Source organism: Herbaspirillum sp. BH-1 (assembly GCF_002870055.1).
Lineage (GTDB): Bacteria > Pseudomonadota > Gammaproteobacteria > Burkholderiales > Burkholderiaceae_D > Herbaspirillum > Herbaspirillum frisingense.
Window position 1 is genome coordinate 370,373 of the sequence record NZ_PKOI01000003.1, and the last position, 17,325, is coordinate 387,697.

The window sequence follows — 17,325 nt, forward strand, 5'->3', positions numbered from 1 at the left end:
CGGGGTTTCCGATTTTTCGCCAGGCCAGCCAAACCATGTGGGTCGATACGCACTGTCATCTCGACGCCGGAGAATTCGGCGCCCGTTCCCCAGCCGTTGCCGACGAGGCCGCGCAGGCCGGGGTGCGGGCCATCGTGATCCCGGCCATCGCCCGCGTCAATTTCGACACGGTCGGGCGCCTGGCGCGGCAAGTCGGCAATGCGGTCTATGCGCTGGGCATCCATCCGCTGTATGTGCCCACGGCCCAGGAAGCTGACCTGCAGGTGCTGCGCGAGGCCATCGCAAGTGCGCTGGAAGACCCGCTGTTCGTGGGCATCGGCGAGATCGGGCTGGATTTCTTCGTGCCGGCCCTGAAGGAGGCGCCGCTGCGGGAAAAGCAGGAGTTCTTCTTCGCCGAACAGTTGAAGCTGGCGCGTGACTTCCAGCTGCCGGTGCTGCTGCACGTGCGCCGCTCGCAGGACATCATCTTGAAGCATCTGCGCCGCATCCGCGTTCCCGGCGGCATCGCCCACGCCTTCAACGGCAGTGACCAGCAGGCGCGCACCTTCGTCGAGCTGGGACTGCACCTGGGCTTCGGCGGTGCCATGACCTTCCCGCGCTCGCTGCAGATTCGTCGCCTGGCGGCCGAATTGCCGTTGTCGTCCATCGTGCTGGAGACCGACGCGCCCGATATCTCGCCGGCCTGGCGCCATCCCGACATCAATACCCCCGACCAGATTCCGCGCATCGGCGAGGTCCTGGCCGAGCTGCGCCAGATGCCGCTGCACGAGATCGCGGCTGCCACCACCGCCAATGCCCAGGCCGCGCTGCCGCGGCTGGCGCACGCCGGGCTGGGCCTCTGATGCGCGCACTGATCATCGGTTTCGCACTGGGTGCAGGCCTGCTGCAACTGCAGTCGCAGTTGCCCGGCATCGAGTGGTATGTGATCGGGCTGGTGCTGGCGGGCTTGCTGGCCTTCACCGCCCGCCGCTTCTGGCAACCCTTCCTGCGCGTGCCGCTGCTGCTGACCTGTGGGGCCTGGCTGGGTTTCCTGTGGGCGGCTTCGTTTGCGCTCTATTACCTGGATCAGGAGCTGCCAGCGGCCTGGGAAGGGCATGACGTCACCGTCATCGGTACCGTGGCCGATCTGCCTTCGCCGACGGGGCAGGGCCTGCGTTTCCGTTTCGATGTCGAACAGGTGGTGCTGCAGGGCGGGGTGAAGCCGCCCATCCCGCCACGGCTGGCCTTGAGCTGGTATGGCAACCAGCGCTACCAGGCGCCCACCGAGGATGGCGAACAGGCTGCGCCGGCGCGGCTGGCCTTGCCGGACCTGCAACCGGGCGAGCGCTGGCGCCTGCAGGTGAGGCTCAAGCGTCCGCATGGCAATGCCAATCCGGATGGCTTCGACTATGAATTGTGGCTGCTGCAGGATGACGTGCGGGCCACCGGCTATGTGGTTGGGCGGCCGGCAGCGGCTTCCGCGCCTGCCTCGGCGGTGAATCGTCGTCTCGATGCCTTCGTATGGACGCCTTGGCATGTGATCGATACCGCACGCGGCTGGCTGCGCGACCGCGTCTACCAGGCCTTGCCGGATGCGCCCTATGCGGGCGTGATCGCGGCGCTGGTCATGGGCGACCAGCGCGGCATCAGCCAGGCCGACTGGAATGTGTTCAATCGCACCGGCATCGGTCACCTGATGGCCATCTCCGGCCTGCACATCACCATGCTGGCGGCCTTGTGCGGCGGTCTGGCCAGCTGGCTGTGGCGGCGCTCCTTCTTTACCGGCGCGCAGTTGCCGCTGCGCCTGCCGGCGCAGAAGGTGGCGGTGATCGTCGGCATGCTGGTGGCCCTGCTGTATGTGTTGCTGGCCGGGTTTGGCGTGCCGGCACAGCGTACGCTCTACATGCTGGTGGTGGTCGGCATCGCCTTCTGGCGCGGGCGCATCGTGCGGGTCTCGGTGGTGCTGTGCCTGGCGCTGGCACTGGTGGTGCTGCTGGACCCGTGGTCGCTGATGTGGCCGGGCTTCTGGCTGTCGTTCGGGGCGGTGGCCCTGCTGCTGTATGGCACGGTGGGGCGCATGCAGCCGCCACAGGCAATGGCGGCCGCCGCGGCCAGCAAGCACTGGGGCGCGGCGCTGGTGCAGCGGATCAAGGAGGCCAGCCACGCGCAATACGTGGTCACGCTGGGCCTGGTGCCGCTGACGATGCTGCTGTTCGGGCAGTATTCGCTGGTCAGTCCCATTGCCAATGCCATCGCCATTCCGCTGGTGTCATTGGTGATCACGCCGCTGGCGCTGGTGGGTAGCGTGCTGCCGACCGTGCTGGCGCAGTTCGTGCTGCAGGTGCCGCACCTGCTGCTGGTGTGGCTGGCCGATCTCCTGCAGGCACTCAATGCCATGCCGTGGGCGGTCTGGCAGACGCCCTTGCCCAATGGCTGGGTGTTCGCCCTGGCTCTGGGCGGCACCTTGCTGGTGCTGGCGCCGCGCGGCTGGCCGGTACGCTGGCTGGGCTTGTTCGGCTGGCTGCCGCTGCTGCTCAATGCCCCTGTGGCACCGGCCGAAGGCAGCATGCGGGTGACCGCTTTCGATGTCGGGCAGGGCATGGCGGTGCTGGTGGAAACCCCGGGCCATCGCCTGCTGTATGACACCGGTCCCTATTACAGCGCCGAATCGGATGGTGCGACCCGGGTGATCCTGCCGTATCTGCGCGCGCGGGGTATCGATCATCTGGACCGGGTGGTGATCTCGCACAACGACAATGATCATTCGGGCGGGGCGGTGTCCCTGTTCAAGAACATGGCCGTGGACAGCATGTATTCGTCGCTGGCGGAGGACAGCCCCATCCTGCGCGTAGCACCGCTGGCCACGCGCTGCGAGGCGGGCCAGTCGTGGAACTGGGACGGCATCGGCTTCACCATGCTGCATCCCACGCCAGCCAGCTATGAGAGCGACAAATGGCGTCCCAATGCGCGCAGTTGCGTGCTGAAGGTGCAGATCGGCCGACAGTCGGTGCTGCTGGCCGGAGATATCGAGGCAGCACAGGAAGACGAACTGCTCAACGGTCGCATGGCCGAGCGCCTGCCGTCGACGGTGCTGCTGGCGCCGCATCATGGCAGCGGCACCTCGTCCACCGAACCCTTCCTGCGGGCGGTGCGGCCGGAGCTGGCGGTGTTCCAGGTCGGGTACCGCAACCGCTTCAACCATCCCAGGGCGGATGTCTATGAGCGCTATGGCCGGCTGGGCATACGCCGTCTGCGGACCGATGAATCCGGCGCGCTGACCATGACCCTGGGCGACCAGTTGCAAGTGGAGCAATATCGCAAGCAGCACGCGCGCTATTGGTACGGCCGCTAGGCCTGCACTGAGGTGCATTTCGCGATGCGGGAAAATAGCACGCTCGCGGCCCTGGCCGTTTTGCTATGCTGCCGCCATTGTCTTGCATCCCGGTCTCCATGCCCCTTCCCATCCTGCATTTCGCTCATGCCAACAGTTACCCGGCGGGTACCTATGGCATGTTCTTCGACCAGTTGCGCGCCCATTACGATGTGCGCGCCCTGGCCATCCATGCCCATGATCCGCGCTTTCCGGTCGATGACGGCTGGCGCACCCTGGCGCGGGAGCTGCGCGAGGAGCTGGAGCGCAGCTACCACGCGCCGGTGATCCTGGTCGGCCATTCCATGGGCGGCATCCTGTCACTGATGGCGGCCCGCAGGCGTCCGCAACTGGTGCGCTGCGTGGTGCTGCTGGATTCGCCGATCGTGGCGGGCTGGCGGGCGCAGGTGTTGCGCCTGTCCAAGCTGTTCAAGTATGAGAGCCGCTACTCGCCCTCGGTGGCGTCGGCGCGGCGGCGCGAGCACTGGCCCGATATCGAGGCGGCCTACCAGCACTATGCGGCCAAGGCGCTGTTCGCGGCCTGGCCGCAGCAGGTGCTGCGTGACTACGTGGCACACGGCCTGGAGCCGCACGCCGGCGGGGGAGTGCGCCTGCGCTTCTCGCGCGAGACCGAAACGGCGGTCTATCGCACCATTCCGCATCATCTGGGGCGGGTACTGCGCCAGCCTTATCCGGTGCCGATCGGCTTCGTCGGCGGTGCCGATTCGGTGGAATGCCGGCTGGCCGGGCTGGAGGCCACGCGCCGGCTGGTGGGGCCGCACTTCCGCCAGATTCCCGGCGGCCATCTGTTCCCGATGGAGTCGCCCGTACAGGCCGCCCAGGCGACGCACGCCATGATAAGCGAGCTGTTGCAGGGCCGGCCGGGCTGAACCAAACTGCACATACCGAGTCAAGAAGCTGAACCCTGGCTGAACCCTATCAAGGGGCTGCTCGGGGAGGCATGTTTTCCTGCTGCAAGTTTGGCGAAGTCGCGACATCGGCGATACTTATCGCTGCCTGTCTTAAAAAACGAGCGCATTTTGGGGTATAATTTGAATTTCCCGCATGTGCCGTTCGGCACTCATCTGTAATGACCAAGTTTGTATTTGTCACTGGCGGCGTCGTGTCTTCCCTGGGTAAAGGGATTGCCGCCGCGTCCCTGGCTGCGATCCTCGAATCGCGCGGCCTCAAAGTCACCCTCCTCAAGCTCGATCCCTACATCAACGTCGACCCCGGCACGATGAGCCCGTTGCAGCACGGTGAAGTGTTCGTCACCGACGACGGCGCCGAGACCGACCTTGACCTGGGCCACTACGAGCGTTTCATCTCGGCCAAGATGAAGAAGGTGAACAACTTCACCACCGGCCAGGTGTATGAATCGGTGATCCGCAAGGAGCGCCGTGGCGAGTACCTGGGCAAGACCGTCCAGGTGATTCCGCACATCACCAACGAGATCCAGGAATTCATCCATCGTGGCGCCGAAGGCTTTGACGTGGCGCTGGTGGAAATCGGCGGCACCGTCGGTGACATCGAATCGCTGCCCTTCCTGGAAGCGGCGCGCCAGCTGAGCCTGCGCTCGGGCCGCAACGCCACCGCCTTCGTGCATCTGACGCTGGTCCCCTTCCTGGCCTCGGCCGGCGAACTCAAGACCAAGCCCACCCAGCACAGCGTGCAGAAGCTGCGCGAGATCGGCATCCTGCCTGACGCGCTGCTGTGCCGTGCCGACCGCCGCATCCCGGACGACGAACGCGACAAGATCTCGCTGTTCTCCAACGTGCCGGCCGATGCCGTCATTTCGGTCTGGGATGCCGATACCATCTATAAGATTCCGCAGATGCTGCACGACCAGGGTCTGGATACCATCATCTGCGAAAAGCTGGGCCTGTCGCCCAAGGCGGCCGATCTGTCGATGTGGGACAAGCTGATCGATGCGCAGAACAATCCTTCGCACGAAGTCACCATCGGCATGGTCGGCAAGTATGTCGACCTGACCGAGTCCTACAAGTCGCTGACCGAAGCGCTGCGCCATGCCGGCATCCATACCGGCAGCCGCGTCAACATCGAGTATCTGGATTCGGAAGAGATCGAAGCCAACGGTACCGACGGTCTGGGCAAGTACGACGCCATCCTGGTGCCGGGCGGCTTCGGCAAGCGCGGTGTGGAAGGCAAGATCGCCGCCGCCCGCTATGCCCGCGAAAACAAGGTGCCTTACCTGGGCATCTGCCTGGGCATGCAAGTGGCGCTGCTGGAATACGCCCGCAACAAGGCCGGCCTGACCAAGGCCAACTCGACCGAGTTCGATCCGGACACCGAACAGCCGGTCGTGGCCCTGATCGACGAATGGCAGAACCACGATGGCAAGGTCGAGCGCCGCGATGCCAATTCCGACCTGGGCGGCACCATGCGCCTGGGTGCGCAGACCTGCGCCGTCAAGCCGGGTACCCTGGCCGCGGAAATCTACGGCGATAGCGTGACCGAGCGTCACCGCCATCGCTATGAGGCCAACAACTTCTACCTCGGTCGCGTGGAAGAGGCCGGCATGGTGGTCTCGGCCCGTACCCCGTCCGAAGATCTGTGCGAGATCATGGAATTGCCGCGCTCCGGCGAGAACGCTCACCCGTTCTACATCGGCGTGCAATACCACCCGGAGTTCAAGTCCACTCCGCGTGACGGCCATCCGCTGTTCATCTCGTACATCCGCGCGGCGCTGGCGCATCACGCGGCAATCAAAGGCCAGGCGTGACGGTCTGAACGTGTGCATGAAACGGCTGCCGTCGGGCGGCCGTTTCATCATGGGCGCCCCGGCCACCGGGCCTGCACCCGCCAACAATTTTTAAAACCTTGATGGAGATCTGAATGAGTGCAATCGTTGATATTATCGGCCGCGAAGTGATCGACTCCCGTGGCAATCCCACCGTGGAATGCGATGTGCTGCTGGAATCCGGCGTGCTGGGTCGCGCTGCCGTGCCTTCGGGCGCATCCACCGGTTCGCGCGAAGCGATCGAACTGCGTGACGGCGACAAGAGCCGCTACTTCGGCAAGGGCGTGCTGCAAGCCTGCGAAAACATCAACACCGAAATCTCGGAAGCCATCATGGGCCTGGACGCCAATGAGCAAGCCTTCCTGGATCGCACCCTGATCGATCTGGACGGTACCGAGAACAAGAGCCGCCTGGGCGCCAACGCCATGCTGGCCGTGTCCATGGCTGTGGCCAAGGCCGCCGCCGAAGAGTCGGGTCTGCCGCTGTATCGCTACTTCGGTGGCAGCGGTTCGATGCAGATGCCGGTGCCGATGATGAACGTCATCAACGGCGGCGCACACGCCGACAACAACCTGGACATCCAGGAATTCATGATCATCCCGGTGGGCGCACCGAGCTTCCGTGAAGCCCTGCGCTACGGTGCCGAGGTGTTCCACACCCTGAAGAAGATCCTGCACGACCGCGGCCTGGCCACGTCGGTGGGCGACGAAGGCGGCTTCGCACCCAACGTCTCCAGCCACGAAGAAGCCATCAAGCTGATCATCGAAGCCATCGAGAAGGCTGGCTACGAGCCAGGTACCCAGATCGCCCTGGGCCTGGACTGTGCCGCTTCCGAGTACTACAAGGACGGCAACTACCACCTGGCCGGTGAAAACATGGTGCTGACCCCGGCCCAGAAGACCGGCCTGCTGGCCTCCTGGTGCGACAAGTACCCCATCATCAGCATCGAAGACGGCATGGCCGAGAACGACTGGGCTGGCTGGAAGCTCTTGACCGAAACCCTGGGCAAGAAGGTGCAGCTGGTGGGCGACGACCTGTTCGTCACCAACACCAAGATCCTGAAGGAAGGCATCGACAAGGAAATCGCCAATTCCATCCTGATCAAGATCAACCAGATCGGCACCCTGACCGAGACCTTCGCCGCCATCGAAATGGCCAAGCGTGCCGGCTACACCGCCGTGATCTCGCACCGTTCGGGCGAAACCGAAGACTCGACCATCGCCGATATCGCCGTCGGCATGAACGCACTGCAGATCAAGACCGGCTCCATGTCGCGTTCGGATCGCATGGCCAAGTACAACCAGCTGCTGCGTATCGAGGAAGACCTGGGCGATATCGCAAGCTACCCGGGCCGCGCTGCGTTCTACAACCTGAAGTAACACATTTGCGGCGCCCACCCTGAAGGCAGGCGCCGCAAAGAGAGCTCCCGGCTATGCGCCTGATCATCCTCTGCCTGTCCTTTCTGCTGGTGTTGATCCAGTACCCGCTCTGGCTGGGCAAGGGCGGCTGGTTCAAGGTCTGGGAGCTCGACCGTCAGGTCCAGCTGGCGCACAAGAAGAACGACGAACTCAAGGAGCGCAACGCCAAGCTCGCCTCCGAAGTGGACGACCTGAAGCAATCCAAGGGCGCCGTCGAAGAACGTGCGCGTTTCGAGCTGGGCATGATCAAGCAGAACGAAATCTTCGTGCAGCTGCTCGATGGCAGTTCCGGCAAGCCCGCCAATGCCGTCAATCCGAATCCCTACATGCCTGGTTCCGGGCAACCTAACAGCGTTTCCATTCCCGCCAACGCACCTGCGGGTGGCGCGCGCGCGGCTACGCGCTGATGGTCTGATACGCTCCTGAATCTGCCTGCTGCTGCATGAGTCCCGCTGCATGAGTCCCGCTGCATGAGTCCCGACACTCCGCTGACCTGGTTCGGCCTCACCACCACGCCGCTGGAGCTGGTGTCCTTCGCCCTGGCCGTGCTGACGGTCTGGCTCAATATCGGCCAGAACCACTGGGCCTGGCTGTTTTCCATCCTGTCTTCACTGCTGTACGCCGCCGTGTTTGCCGACGCGCGCCTGTATGGCGACGCCGGCCTGCAGTTCGTCTTCGTGGCGGTGTCGGTCTGGGGCTGGTATCAATGGTTGCGTGGCGGCGAGCAGTACCGGCCGCTGCAGGTGTCGACCTTGACGCGATCCGGCTGGGCCATGATGGCGACCGCCTGGCTGGCCGGGTGGTGGCTGCTGTCCTGGTTCCTGCAGCGCTACACCGATACCGACGTGCCGCACATGGATGGCTTCCTGACCGCCGGCAGCCTGGTGGGGCAGTTCCTGCTCTCGCGCAAGAAGCTGGAGAACTGGCTGGTGTGGATTGCGGTGGACGTGCTCTATGTCGGCCTGTACCTGTACAAGCACCTGACGTTGACAGCCATGCTCTATGCGCTGTTCGTGGTGATGGCCGCCGCCGGCTGGCGACGCTGGAAGCTGGCCGGCAGCGGCAGTCGGTACTGAGGCCGTACGGAGCTGCTGCGCCCGGCGCTGCGGCTAGACCAGCGGTGCGGCACCGGCGGGTGGTTCGGCAAAGATGATGCGGTTCTTGCCGGCGTTCTTGGCCTTGTAGAGGGCGACGTCGGCGCGCTTGAGCAGCTCTGCCTGGCTTTCACCCGGGTGGTAGACGGCCACGCCGGCACTGAAGGTGATCAACAGGCGCTGGCTCTCGTGCATGAAGATGCGCTTGGTCAGTTCGCGCTGTACCCGCGTGATGATCTGTACCGCATCCTGCGGCGTGGTCTCGGGCATCAGCACCACGAATTCCTCGCCACCGAAGCGGGCGATCACATCCAGCTTGCGCAGCGTCTCCTTGATCACCTGCACCATGTGCACCAGCACTTCGTCGCCGGTGGCATGGCCATGGGTGTCGTTGATGCGCTTGAAATCATCCAGGTCCAGCAGGGCCACGCACAGCGGCGTGTCCCGCCGCACCGCATTGGCGATCTCACGGTCCAGCGATTCGTCCATGCCACGGCGGTTCAGACTGCCGGTCAGCTGGTCCTCGCGCACCAGTTCGCCCATCTGCTGCAGCTGCTGCTCCAGGGTGTGGATGCGATCTTCGGCCTTTTCCACTTCCTGGCGCGCATCTTCCATGGCGTCGCGCGAACGGGTCGCTTCTTCCTGCGCCTTCTGGGTTTCGCTCATGATCTCGCTGAGCACGCTGTTGAGGTCGGCGATGTTGCCGGCCTGGCTGATCTGCTGCGAAAAACCGCGAATCGTGCGCTGGTAGTTGTCAGTGGTGGAGACCATGGCCGAGAGCCGGTCCACGAAGGTCAGCATCATGTTCTTGACCACCACCTTTTCCTCGGACAGGGTGTTCTTCAGCAGACCCTGCTTGTAGATCACTTCCTTGAGGTTCTTGGTAGCATCGGCCAGCGAGGTGCTGCTGAGCGGCCCGGCGATCAGGCTTTGTACCGTTTCGATCTGGCTGGACAGCCAGGAGCCCTGCTCCAGCAGGCCGTTGATGTTTTCCAGCAGCAACTGGAACAGGCGCATCAGCAGGTCCTGCTGCTGGGCCATGTCATCCGTCTTGAGTTCGATCTGGAAGCTCAGTTGCTTGACGCGGGCGATGATGTCGTTCATCGCCTGTTCCGAAAAGGCGGTCTTCAGGTCCTGGCCGCTGTCGCGCGATTCGTTGGCCAGCTCCGGCGCGGTCGAGAGCAGCGAGGGCAGGTTGAATACCAGCACCCGTGCCAGCATTTCGCGCAGCATCTTTTCCTTCTTGCTGTCGCGGATGAACTGGCGTTCCAGGTCGATGGGGACCAGCTCGCCGTGCGGCACCACGGGTGCGGCCGGAGCGATGGGGCGGCTCTGCCAGTTGGCGTCGGAGAATTCCAGCAGCTGGCGCTCGAATTCTACCCAGTCGCCATTGTCGCGGGCGCGTACCAGACGCGTTCCCAGGAGACCGTTCTCTCCCGGCTGACGGGACAGCTTGGTGGCGAAATTGCCCAATACGGCGTCGGCCGTCACGCCAGGGGCATCCCCCTGGATTTCTTCATAGGCGATGCGGTACGCGTCGGGAGTGGGCGCAATGCGCCTGGCCCCCAGTCGCTGGAAAGCTTCTCGGGCGATCTCGACAGGCGTGAGCGTGGTCGGTTTCTTGGACATGCCGGCTGACTCTATTGTTGGTGTGTATGTCGGTTTGCGACAGGGAGTTCCTTACGGTATCGGCGCACAGGTGCATTGCTTGAGCACTGCTGCCGACCGACGATCACCTGGCAGACGCCGACAGGTCCCCCTGCTGCCGACAGTCCGTTGTCAGCCTCCTCAATCGGAGGGACAAAATGACAACTAATTGTACGTCAGCGCCTTTTCGCGGCATGCATTTAATAGGGGGAGAAAAGGGCCGCATCAGCCAAAGCAGCTGCGGCTGTCTGTTTCTGTCTCTTTTATTCCACCAGGTTGTTCTTGAGCGCGTAGTGGGTCAGTTCGGCGTTGTGACGCATCTTCATCTTGGCCAGTACCCGCGAGCGGTACATGCTGATGGTCTTGACCGAGAGCAGCAGCTCGGCGGCGATGTCGCTGACGGTCTTGCCGGAGGCGATCATGACCATGGTCTGGTATTCGCGGTCGGACAAGGTTTCGTGCAGCGGGGTGTCGTGATCGAAGCCGATCTGGGTGGCCAGTTCCTGGGCCAGGGACGGGCTGACGTACTTGCGCCCGGAGGCGGCCTGGCGGATGGCGGCCAGCAGTTCGGCGGGCGCCGCCTGCTTGTTGAGGAAGCCGGCGGCACCGGCCTTGAGGGCGCGGATGGCGTATTGATCCTCGCGGTGCACGGAGAGGATCAGCACCGGCAAATCGGGTTGCTCCTTGCGGATCTGCTTGAGGATGTCGATGCCGTTGCGGTCGGGCAGCACGATGTCCAGCAGCATGACATCGCCATCGCCTTCGCGCGCCAGCTTGATGGCTTCCAGGCCGTTGGCGGCATGCCCGGTCACGAGGATATCCTTGGTGCCGGCGCAGATCTGGCGCAGACCCTCGCGCACGATGGCGTGGTCATCAGCGATCAGGACCTTGATGGCGGCGGTGACTTTCTTGCTCATGGGCGGGCGCTTGGTTCCTCTGGAGGTGCTGCGGATGGCGCCGGCCGGGTAGGCTGCGCGAGGCCGTATTCTATAGCGTTCGCTCAGAGAGGGACAGGCATGCGGAGGACGATGCTGCTACCGCCCTCGCTCCCTTTGCTGCCACCGCGTTCCAGCGCCAGGCTGGCACCCAGCGCCTGTGCGCGCTGTCGCATGTTGCGCAGGCCCCGCCCTTGCCGGTGGGCGGCTTGCGGGGCAAAGCCGATGCCGTTGTCGGCAATGACCAGCAGCAGGGTGCCGTTCGCCAGGGTGAGCTTTACGTCGATCTGGCTGGCCTGTGCATGGCGCACGGCATTGTTGAGCGCCTCACGCGCGATGCGCAGCAGGCTCAGCACCACGAACTCATCCTCCAGCGGCAGCGCGGAAGGACTGTCGAGGCTGCACGGCAGCCCGCTTTGCCGGGTCACCTGGCGGCACTGCCAGGCGAGGGCGTCAACCAGGCCGAATTCAACGATGGGGGGACGCAGGTCATCGATGATCTGGTCCATGCTCTGGTGCGCCTGCGCCAGCAGTTCCCGGGCGTAGTCGGCCTGGCCGAGGGCGGATCCGGTCTCGCCGCCTGCGCTCAGCTGCTCCCGCAACTGGCCCAGCGCCATGCCGATACCGACCAGCTGGGCGCCCAGCTCATCGTGCAGGTCGCGGGCGATGCGGGCGCGCTCTTGCTCGCGGATGCGCTGTTCGTGCGTCAGGTCGGTAGCGGCGTGGTCGGGCATGGGGCGGGGTAGGGTGGATCGAGTCGCCATGATAGCCGCCGGGCGTGACGCGGTCATCTCCGGCATGCTGCGCAAGGGTGCGGATCAGCTCAGTCGGAAGCGAAGGGCCGGGGGATTCCTCGGTGAATATTCTGCAAATCCATGAAATTTCGCGGCGGGGGCTTCCCAAAGGCAAAAACTTGCTGCTATAATTTTGCTTTTCGCGGCTGTAGCTCAGCTGGATAGAGTACTTGGCTACGAACCAAGGGGTCGTGGGTTCGATTCCTGCCAGCCGCACCAGATATGAAGGGTCCATCGCAAGATGGACCCTTTTGTCTTTCTGGTCCCGCCTTTTCCCCTTCCTTCTGCTTTCTTCTCCGCTTCTGCCTGCCTTCTTCCCTAGTCCGCTTTCTTGCTGCCGACCGGGAGCCAGCGTGCGACGGTGTCACTGACGACCTGCATGAATTCACGGGCATCCACCGGCTTGACGATGTAGTCGCTGGCACCAGCCGCGCGCGAGCGGGCGGCGTCGGTCTCATCGTAGGACGTGGCGAACATGACCACCGGCAGCGCTTGTGTAGACGGATGGGAGCGCAGCAGGTGCAGCAGTTCCAGGCCTTCCATGCGGGGCAGGTGCGGCTCGATGAAGATCATGAAGGGCAGGGTTTCCGGCTGGTTTTGCGCTTGCGGGCTCAACAGCGACTCGATGGTGCGCTCGGCATCCTCGAACCAGCCGAAGGCGCAATCCAGCTTGCTGCGCCAGAGGCTGAAACGCGCCAGTTCCACCGACTCCGGACTGGGATCGACCATCAATATGCTGGGGCGGGACATGCGTATGAAAGGAGCTGGACCTGTTTTTTTAGATGTGGCACTTTTTTGCCCGCCAAGTTTGACATACGGAGTTACATAAATCCATTGCTGTTTGCTCACAGTTGGCCGGCCAGCGCCGCTGGTGGGCGCCTGCGCGGTGGTTACGCCTGTGGTGCCCGCTACCGGCATCTTCCGACCTAGCCTATTTTGCTTACGCCAAAATGACAGATCAGGACTTTTTACAGCCGGCGATCGCCCCGTGTCCCGTTTGCCCCCTCCCGGTCTGGCTCATTAAATTTCTGAATGCCAGATATGCGGTAATAAAATCTCGCACTGCAGCATTTTGACATTGCCCCTGGGCTATATTTCCACCGTGCGTAAAAGTTACGTTGTAGCGGTAAGGGAATGCAGCATCGCGATGCTTCCGGTGCATCGCACAAAAAACGGCAAGACGCCAACACAACAGGGGGTGCGATGAAAGATTCGCCAGGACGAAGCAGGAAGGCGCTGGTCATCGGGGGCGGGGCGCCCAACTCGACATTGATTGCCGGCGCATTGGCGGCGTTTCTCGACCAGGGGGTGGAGTTCGACGTGATCTCCGCCTCGGGCGCGGGGGTGCTGATGGGGCTGCTGGCGACGGCGCCGCGCGATGTCTCGCCGCGTGAAGCGCTGCTGCAATGGGCCGAGGTCGGGGTGGCCGACAGCATCTACAAGCTGTTCCCGGTCAACTACAAGGTATTCAAGAAGCCGGGCGTGCAAGCCGAAACCTATCGTGAATCGATGCTGGGCCAGCTGCCGCAGATACCGGGGCTGGCCGGCAGTCCGTTTGCGGAGCTCCTGACCCGTCATTTCGCCGATGCGTCGGCCAAGTGGAATGACTGGATGCATCTGTTGATGTCGGCCATGTCGCCCTCCGACCTGCATTCGGGCAGCCTGGGGCTGTGCGCCCATCTGCCCTTCCTGGAACAGTCCATCGATTTCGGCGCCGTGCCGGGCATGCGCCCGGAATTCTTCATCAACGCCTACAACATCGACCGCCACCATATGCAGATCTGGAACAAGGACCAGATCACACCGGCGCACGTGCGGGCGTCGCTGTCCTTCCCCTTCCTCTATGCGCCTACCGAAATCGATGGCGAAAACTACATCGAGGGCGCGGCACTGGATACGCTCAATTTCACCCCCTTCATCACCGACCCGGAGACTGGCGTGGCGCCGGCTGGCGAGGTCGATACCCTGGTCGTGCTGGACATCCTCGGCGAAGACCACCTCATCCGCAAGCCGCGCAATCTCTACGATGCCTGGGTGCGCTCCATCATCACGCCGCTGGTCAAGATTTCCAAGACCGAGCAGCGCCTGTTCGAGCTGGAGCACAACCGGGATCCGCAGACCGGCGCCCAGCGTCGTCAGGTGCTCAAGGTCGACCTGATGGGGGGGGTGCCGCAGCAGCACTGGCCGCAGGTTCTGGACTGGTCCAGTTCCAACATGCAGTTGCTGTTCGATGTCGGCTATCGCGCCGGCCTGGATTTCTGCCAGCAGCACCACGACCTGCTCGACGCCACGGCGTCGCAGGCGCCGCTGGCCGCCTGACCCACACGGCATCCTCGGCGCCGGTTTCCGTAGTTGACGTACCACCGTGCGTCCGCACCTTTCATTTTCATCGATGGATTTTCAATCATGACCATTACCAAGCGCCTCATCATCACTCTCTCGACGGCCCTGCTGGCGCTGCTGTTCGTCGGTGCCGGCGGCCTGTGGCAATTGCAACGCGCCCAGCAGCGACTGGAGCTGATCCAGAACCACATCATCCCGGGCATGGACAGCCTGAACCTGCTCAAGGGCTACCTGGCCGATTCGCGCCTGGCCGGCTATCGCCTCTCGGTCTTTGCCAACCTGCCCGACAAGAGCGGTCTGCAAAAGGCGGTGGATGCCTCCAACAAGGCGCTGGATGAAGAGTTCGCCCACTACGAGCGCGACCTCATCTTCGATGACAAGGATCGCGCCCTGATCCAGGCCGACAAGGCCAATATCGAGGCCTATCGCAAGGCGCTGGTGCCATTCTTCGCCGCCGCCTATGCCAATGACATGGACGGTGTACGCGCCACGCTGCAGGCCGGCACGCCGCTGGCGATCTCGGCGGCGGCCGCCAAGAAGGGCTTCGACGACCACATCCTGATCGGTCGCAAGATGATCGATACCGTCAAGCAGGAGAGCGACGATGCCTATGCCTTCGCCCTGCGCAGCATGATCGCCGTGATCGTGGTGGCCGTCCTGCTCACGGGCTTGCTGGGCATCCAGATGCTGCGCAGCGTGATCCGCAGCCTGGGCAAGATCCAGCAGACCTTCGAGCACGTCAGCCAGACCCTGGACCTGTCGCGTCCGGTGCCGGTGGAACGCATGGATGAAATCGGCCGTACCGCCGCGGCCTTCAACAAGCTGCTGGCGCGCATCGTCGACGTGGTGGCGACCACCCGCAATTCGACCGATTCGGTCACCGTGGCGGCACGCCAGATCGCCGCCGGCAACGCTGACCTCTCGGCGCGCACCGAGCAGCAGGCCGCCGCACTGGAAGAAAGCGCCTCCAGCCTGGAACAGCTGACCTCGGTGGTGCTGCAGAACACCCAGAACGCGCGCCAGGCCAATGAGCTGGCGCAATCGGCGTCGCATATCGCTTCCCAGGGGGGCGATGTGGTGCGCCAGGTGGTCGACACGATGAATTCCATCAATGATTCCTCGCGCAAGATCGTCGACATCATCGCCGTCATCGATGGCATTGCCTTCCAGACCAACATCCTGGCGCTCAACGCGGCGGTGGAAGCCGCCCGTGCCGGTGAGCAGGGACGCGGCTTTGCCGTGGTCGCCTCGGAAGTGCGTTCGCTGGCCCAGCGCTCAGCGGCTGCGGCCAAGGAGATCAAGGAATTGATCGACGACTCCGTGGACAAGGTCGGTAGCGGCAGCAAGCTGGTGGAGCGGGCCGGTACCACCATGAGCGAAATCGTCGACAGCGTGCAGCGTGTGACCCAGATCGTCGGTGATATCGCCGATGCCAGCGAAGAGCAGAGCGCTGGCATTTCCCAGGTCAACCAGGCGATCGCCCAGATGGACCAGGGCACCCAGCAGAATGCTGCCCTGGTGGAGGAAGCTGCTGCGGCCGCCCAGGCCCTGCAGGGGCAGGCCGAGAAGCTGGAAAGCGTGGTGGCGGTGTTCAAGCTGGAGCAGCGGGCTGCCGCAGTTCTGGGTGCCGCGACCGCGCCAGTGCGTTCGGTGGATGTCACGCCCAAGGCGGCACGCCTGCCGGCGACGCCGTCCCCGGTTGCCAGCCGGAAGATGGAGCCCGAGCTGGAAGAGTTCTGAGTCCCGATCCTGCCTGCGGGCCCTGAGCAAGGGGCCGCTTGCCTGCGCCAGACGCCGTCCGAGTCATTTCGGGCGGCGTTTTTATTTGTCTTTCTGTCCACTCCAGTCAGCATTTCATTGGAAGAGTGCAGAGGTAGGCGAGCAAGACTGGCTCAAACGATGATATACTTAATGCTAATCATTATCATTTGACCACCAGGAGAATACGCAATGATCGGTTTCAAGAAACTTGCCGTCGCCGCAGTGCTGAGCATGTCCTTCGCCGGAGCCGCCTCGGCAGCTGAATACCCCATCGGCAAGCCGCAGATCCAGAATGGCTTCGAAGTCAACGCCGTCTACCTGCAGCCGGTAAAGATGGAACCGGACGGCATGATGCGCAAGGCCGAGGAATCCGACATCCACCTGGAAGCCGACATCCGCGCCGTGGCCAAGAATCCCAACGGTTTCGCCGAAGGTGACTGGATGCCCTACATGGTCATCAAGTACGAACTGACCAAGGCTGGTTCCACTAAGTCCATCAAGGGCGACATGATGCCCATGGTCGCCAACGACGGTCCGCACTACGGTGACAACGTCAAGCTGGAAGGTCCGGGCAAGTACAAGCTCAAGCTGACCATCTCTTCGCCACAGGCCAACGAGCATGCCCACTTCGGTCGTCACGTCGACAAGGAAACCGGTGTCGGTCCGTGGTTCAAGACCTTCGAACTGACCTATGACTTCACCTTCGCCGGCATCGGCAAGAAGGGCGGCTACTAAGCCTTCGTGGAGCGCGGGACGCTGGCCCGGCGCCCATGAATCGACTCCGGCCTGCTGCCACGGCGGCGCGCCGGTTTTATCGTTTTCAGGATTTTCGGAGTCTCGATGATTGCAAGAATTGTCCGTTCGTCCCTCCTGGCGTTGACCCTTCTGGGCGCGGCCGTGCAGGCGCAAGCCTCCGACCTGCCGACCTTCAAGCTGGAGATGCAGGACGGCAAGCTGATCCCGCCGCGCATTGAAGTGCCGGCCGGCCAGCGCATCAAGATCGAGGTGCACAACATCGGCAAGTCCGCCGCCGAGTTCGAGAGCGTGGAATTGCGCAAGGAAAAGGTGCTGGCCCCCGGCGCGCAATCCTTCGTGGTGATCGCCCCCTTGCGTCCGGGCGAGTACAAGTTTTTTGATGACTTCCATCTCAACATGCCGCAAGGCGTGATCGTCGCCAAGTAGGCGGCGGTGTTGCAGGGAGTCCAGGTTTCTAGGGAAGGGTA

The 17,325-nt window shown here is 63.5% G+C and carries 15 protein-coding genes and 1 tRNA gene; 12 read left to right on the forward strand and 4 right to left on the reverse strand.

What is annotated here, in order from left to right; genetic code table 11:
* Window positions 1-35: 35 nt before the first annotated feature.
* The 7 genes from HBH1_RS06625 to pnuC all read left to right on the forward strand — a co-directional run bounded on the left by HBH1_RS06625 (window position 36) and on the right by pnuC (window position 8,604).
* Complete coding sequence (locus HBH1_RS06625) at window positions 36-842, forward strand: TatD family hydrolase (protein WP_102662074.1); 807 nt, start codon at window positions 36-38, stop codon at window positions 840-842.
* A complete protein-coding gene (locus HBH1_RS06630) occupies window positions 842-3,331 on the forward strand; it encodes a DNA internalization-related competence protein ComEC/Rec2 (RefSeq protein WP_102662075.1) in 2,490 nt (829 codons plus the stop codon). The genes HBH1_RS06625 and HBH1_RS06630 overlap by 1 nt, the downstream gene beginning before the upstream one ends.
* A gap of 98 nt (window positions 3,332-3,429) precedes the next feature.
* Window positions 3,430-4,239, forward strand: coding sequence for an alpha/beta fold hydrolase (locus HBH1_RS06635; RefSeq protein WP_199181535.1), 810 nt, complete (start codon window positions 3,430-3,432; stop codon window positions 4,237-4,239).
* 200 nt (window positions 4,240-4,439) lie between these two features.
* Window positions 4,440-6,092 carry a CTP synthase gene (locus HBH1_RS06640; protein ID WP_006464011.1) on the forward strand — a complete coding sequence of 551 codons (1,653 nt, stop codon included), beginning with the start codon at window positions 4,440-4,442 and terminating at the stop codon, window positions 6,090-6,092.
* Between the two features lie 113 nt (window positions 6,093-6,205).
* The gene (eno, locus tag HBH1_RS06645; protein ID WP_102662077.1) at window positions 6,206-7,489 is read left to right on the forward strand and encodes a phosphopyruvate hydratase; all 1,284 of its coding nucleotides are present in this window, start codon (window positions 6,206-6,208) and stop codon (window positions 7,487-7,489) included.
* Between the two features lie 53 nt (window positions 7,490-7,542).
* Window positions 7,543-7,935: a cell division protein FtsB gene (gene ftsB, locus HBH1_RS06650; RefSeq protein ID WP_006464009.1), complete on the forward strand. Its 393-nt coding sequence runs from the start codon at window positions 7,543-7,545 to the stop codon at window positions 7,933-7,935.
* A gap of 63 nt (window positions 7,936-7,998) precedes the next feature.
* Window positions 7,999-8,604, forward strand: a complete 606-nt coding sequence (gene pnuC / locus HBH1_RS06655; RefSeq protein WP_102662078.1) for a nicotinamide riboside transporter PnuC — start codon at window positions 7,999-8,001, stop codon at window positions 8,602-8,604.
* Window positions 8,605-8,637: 33 nt separating this feature from the next.
* On the opposite strand, the gene HBH1_RS06660 is transcribed toward pnuC, so the two are convergent.
* From HBH1_RS06660 to HBH1_RS06670, 3 genes are all read right to left on the reverse strand, one after another.
* Window positions 8,638-10,251 carry a GGDEF domain-containing protein gene (locus HBH1_RS06660; protein WP_102662079.1) on the reverse strand — a complete coding sequence of 538 codons (1,614 nt, stop codon included), beginning with the start codon at window positions 10,249-10,251 and terminating at the stop codon, window positions 8,638-8,640.
* 281 nt (window positions 10,252-10,532) lie between these two features.
* Window positions 10,533-11,186, reverse strand: coding sequence for a response regulator (locus tag HBH1_RS06665; RefSeq protein ID WP_102662080.1), 654 nt, complete (start codon window positions 11,184-11,186; stop codon window positions 10,533-10,535).
* Between the two features lie 83 nt (window positions 11,187-11,269).
* A complete protein-coding gene (locus HBH1_RS06670) occupies window positions 11,270-11,968 on the reverse strand; it encodes a sensor histidine kinase (protein WP_233207545.1) in 699 nt (232 codons plus the stop codon).
* 172 nt (window positions 11,969-12,140) lie between these two features.
* Here HBH1_RS06670 and HBH1_RS06675 point away from each other — a divergent pair.
* A tRNA-Arg gene (locus HBH1_RS06675) sits at window positions 12,141-12,217 on the forward strand.
* Between the two features lie 99 nt (window positions 12,218-12,316).
* Here HBH1_RS06675 and HBH1_RS06680 read toward each other — a convergent pair.
* Window positions 12,317-12,727, reverse strand: a complete 411-nt coding sequence (locus tag HBH1_RS06680; protein ID WP_233207546.1) for a response regulator — start codon at window positions 12,725-12,727, stop codon at window positions 12,317-12,319.
* 474 nt (window positions 12,728-13,201) lie between these two features.
* Between HBH1_RS06680 and HBH1_RS06685 the strand changes: the two genes are divergently transcribed.
* The 4 genes from HBH1_RS06685 to HBH1_RS06700 all read left to right on the forward strand — a co-directional run bounded on the left by HBH1_RS06685 (window position 13,202) and on the right by HBH1_RS06700 (window position 17,284).
* The gene (locus HBH1_RS06685; protein WP_102662083.1) at window positions 13,202-14,317 is read left to right on the forward strand and encodes a patatin-like phospholipase family protein; all 1,116 of its coding nucleotides are present in this window, start codon (window positions 13,202-13,204) and stop codon (window positions 14,315-14,317) included.
* An 87-nt stretch (window positions 14,318-14,404) separates the two neighbouring features.
* Window positions 14,405-16,081, forward strand: a complete 1,677-nt coding sequence (locus HBH1_RS06690) for a methyl-accepting chemotaxis protein (protein WP_102662084.1) — start codon at window positions 14,405-14,407, stop codon at window positions 16,079-16,081.
* 210 nt (window positions 16,082-16,291) lie between these two features.
* Window positions 16,292-16,837 carry an iron transporter gene (locus tag HBH1_RS06695; protein ID WP_102662085.1) on the forward strand — a complete coding sequence of 182 codons (546 nt, stop codon included), beginning with the start codon at window positions 16,292-16,294 and terminating at the stop codon, window positions 16,835-16,837.
* A 105-nt stretch (window positions 16,838-16,942) separates the two neighbouring features.
* The gene (locus HBH1_RS06700; RefSeq protein WP_102662086.1) at window positions 16,943-17,284 is read left to right on the forward strand and encodes a cupredoxin domain-containing protein; all 342 of its coding nucleotides are present in this window, start codon (window positions 16,943-16,945) and stop codon (window positions 17,282-17,284) included.
* Window positions 17,285-17,325 lie beyond the last annotated feature (41 nt).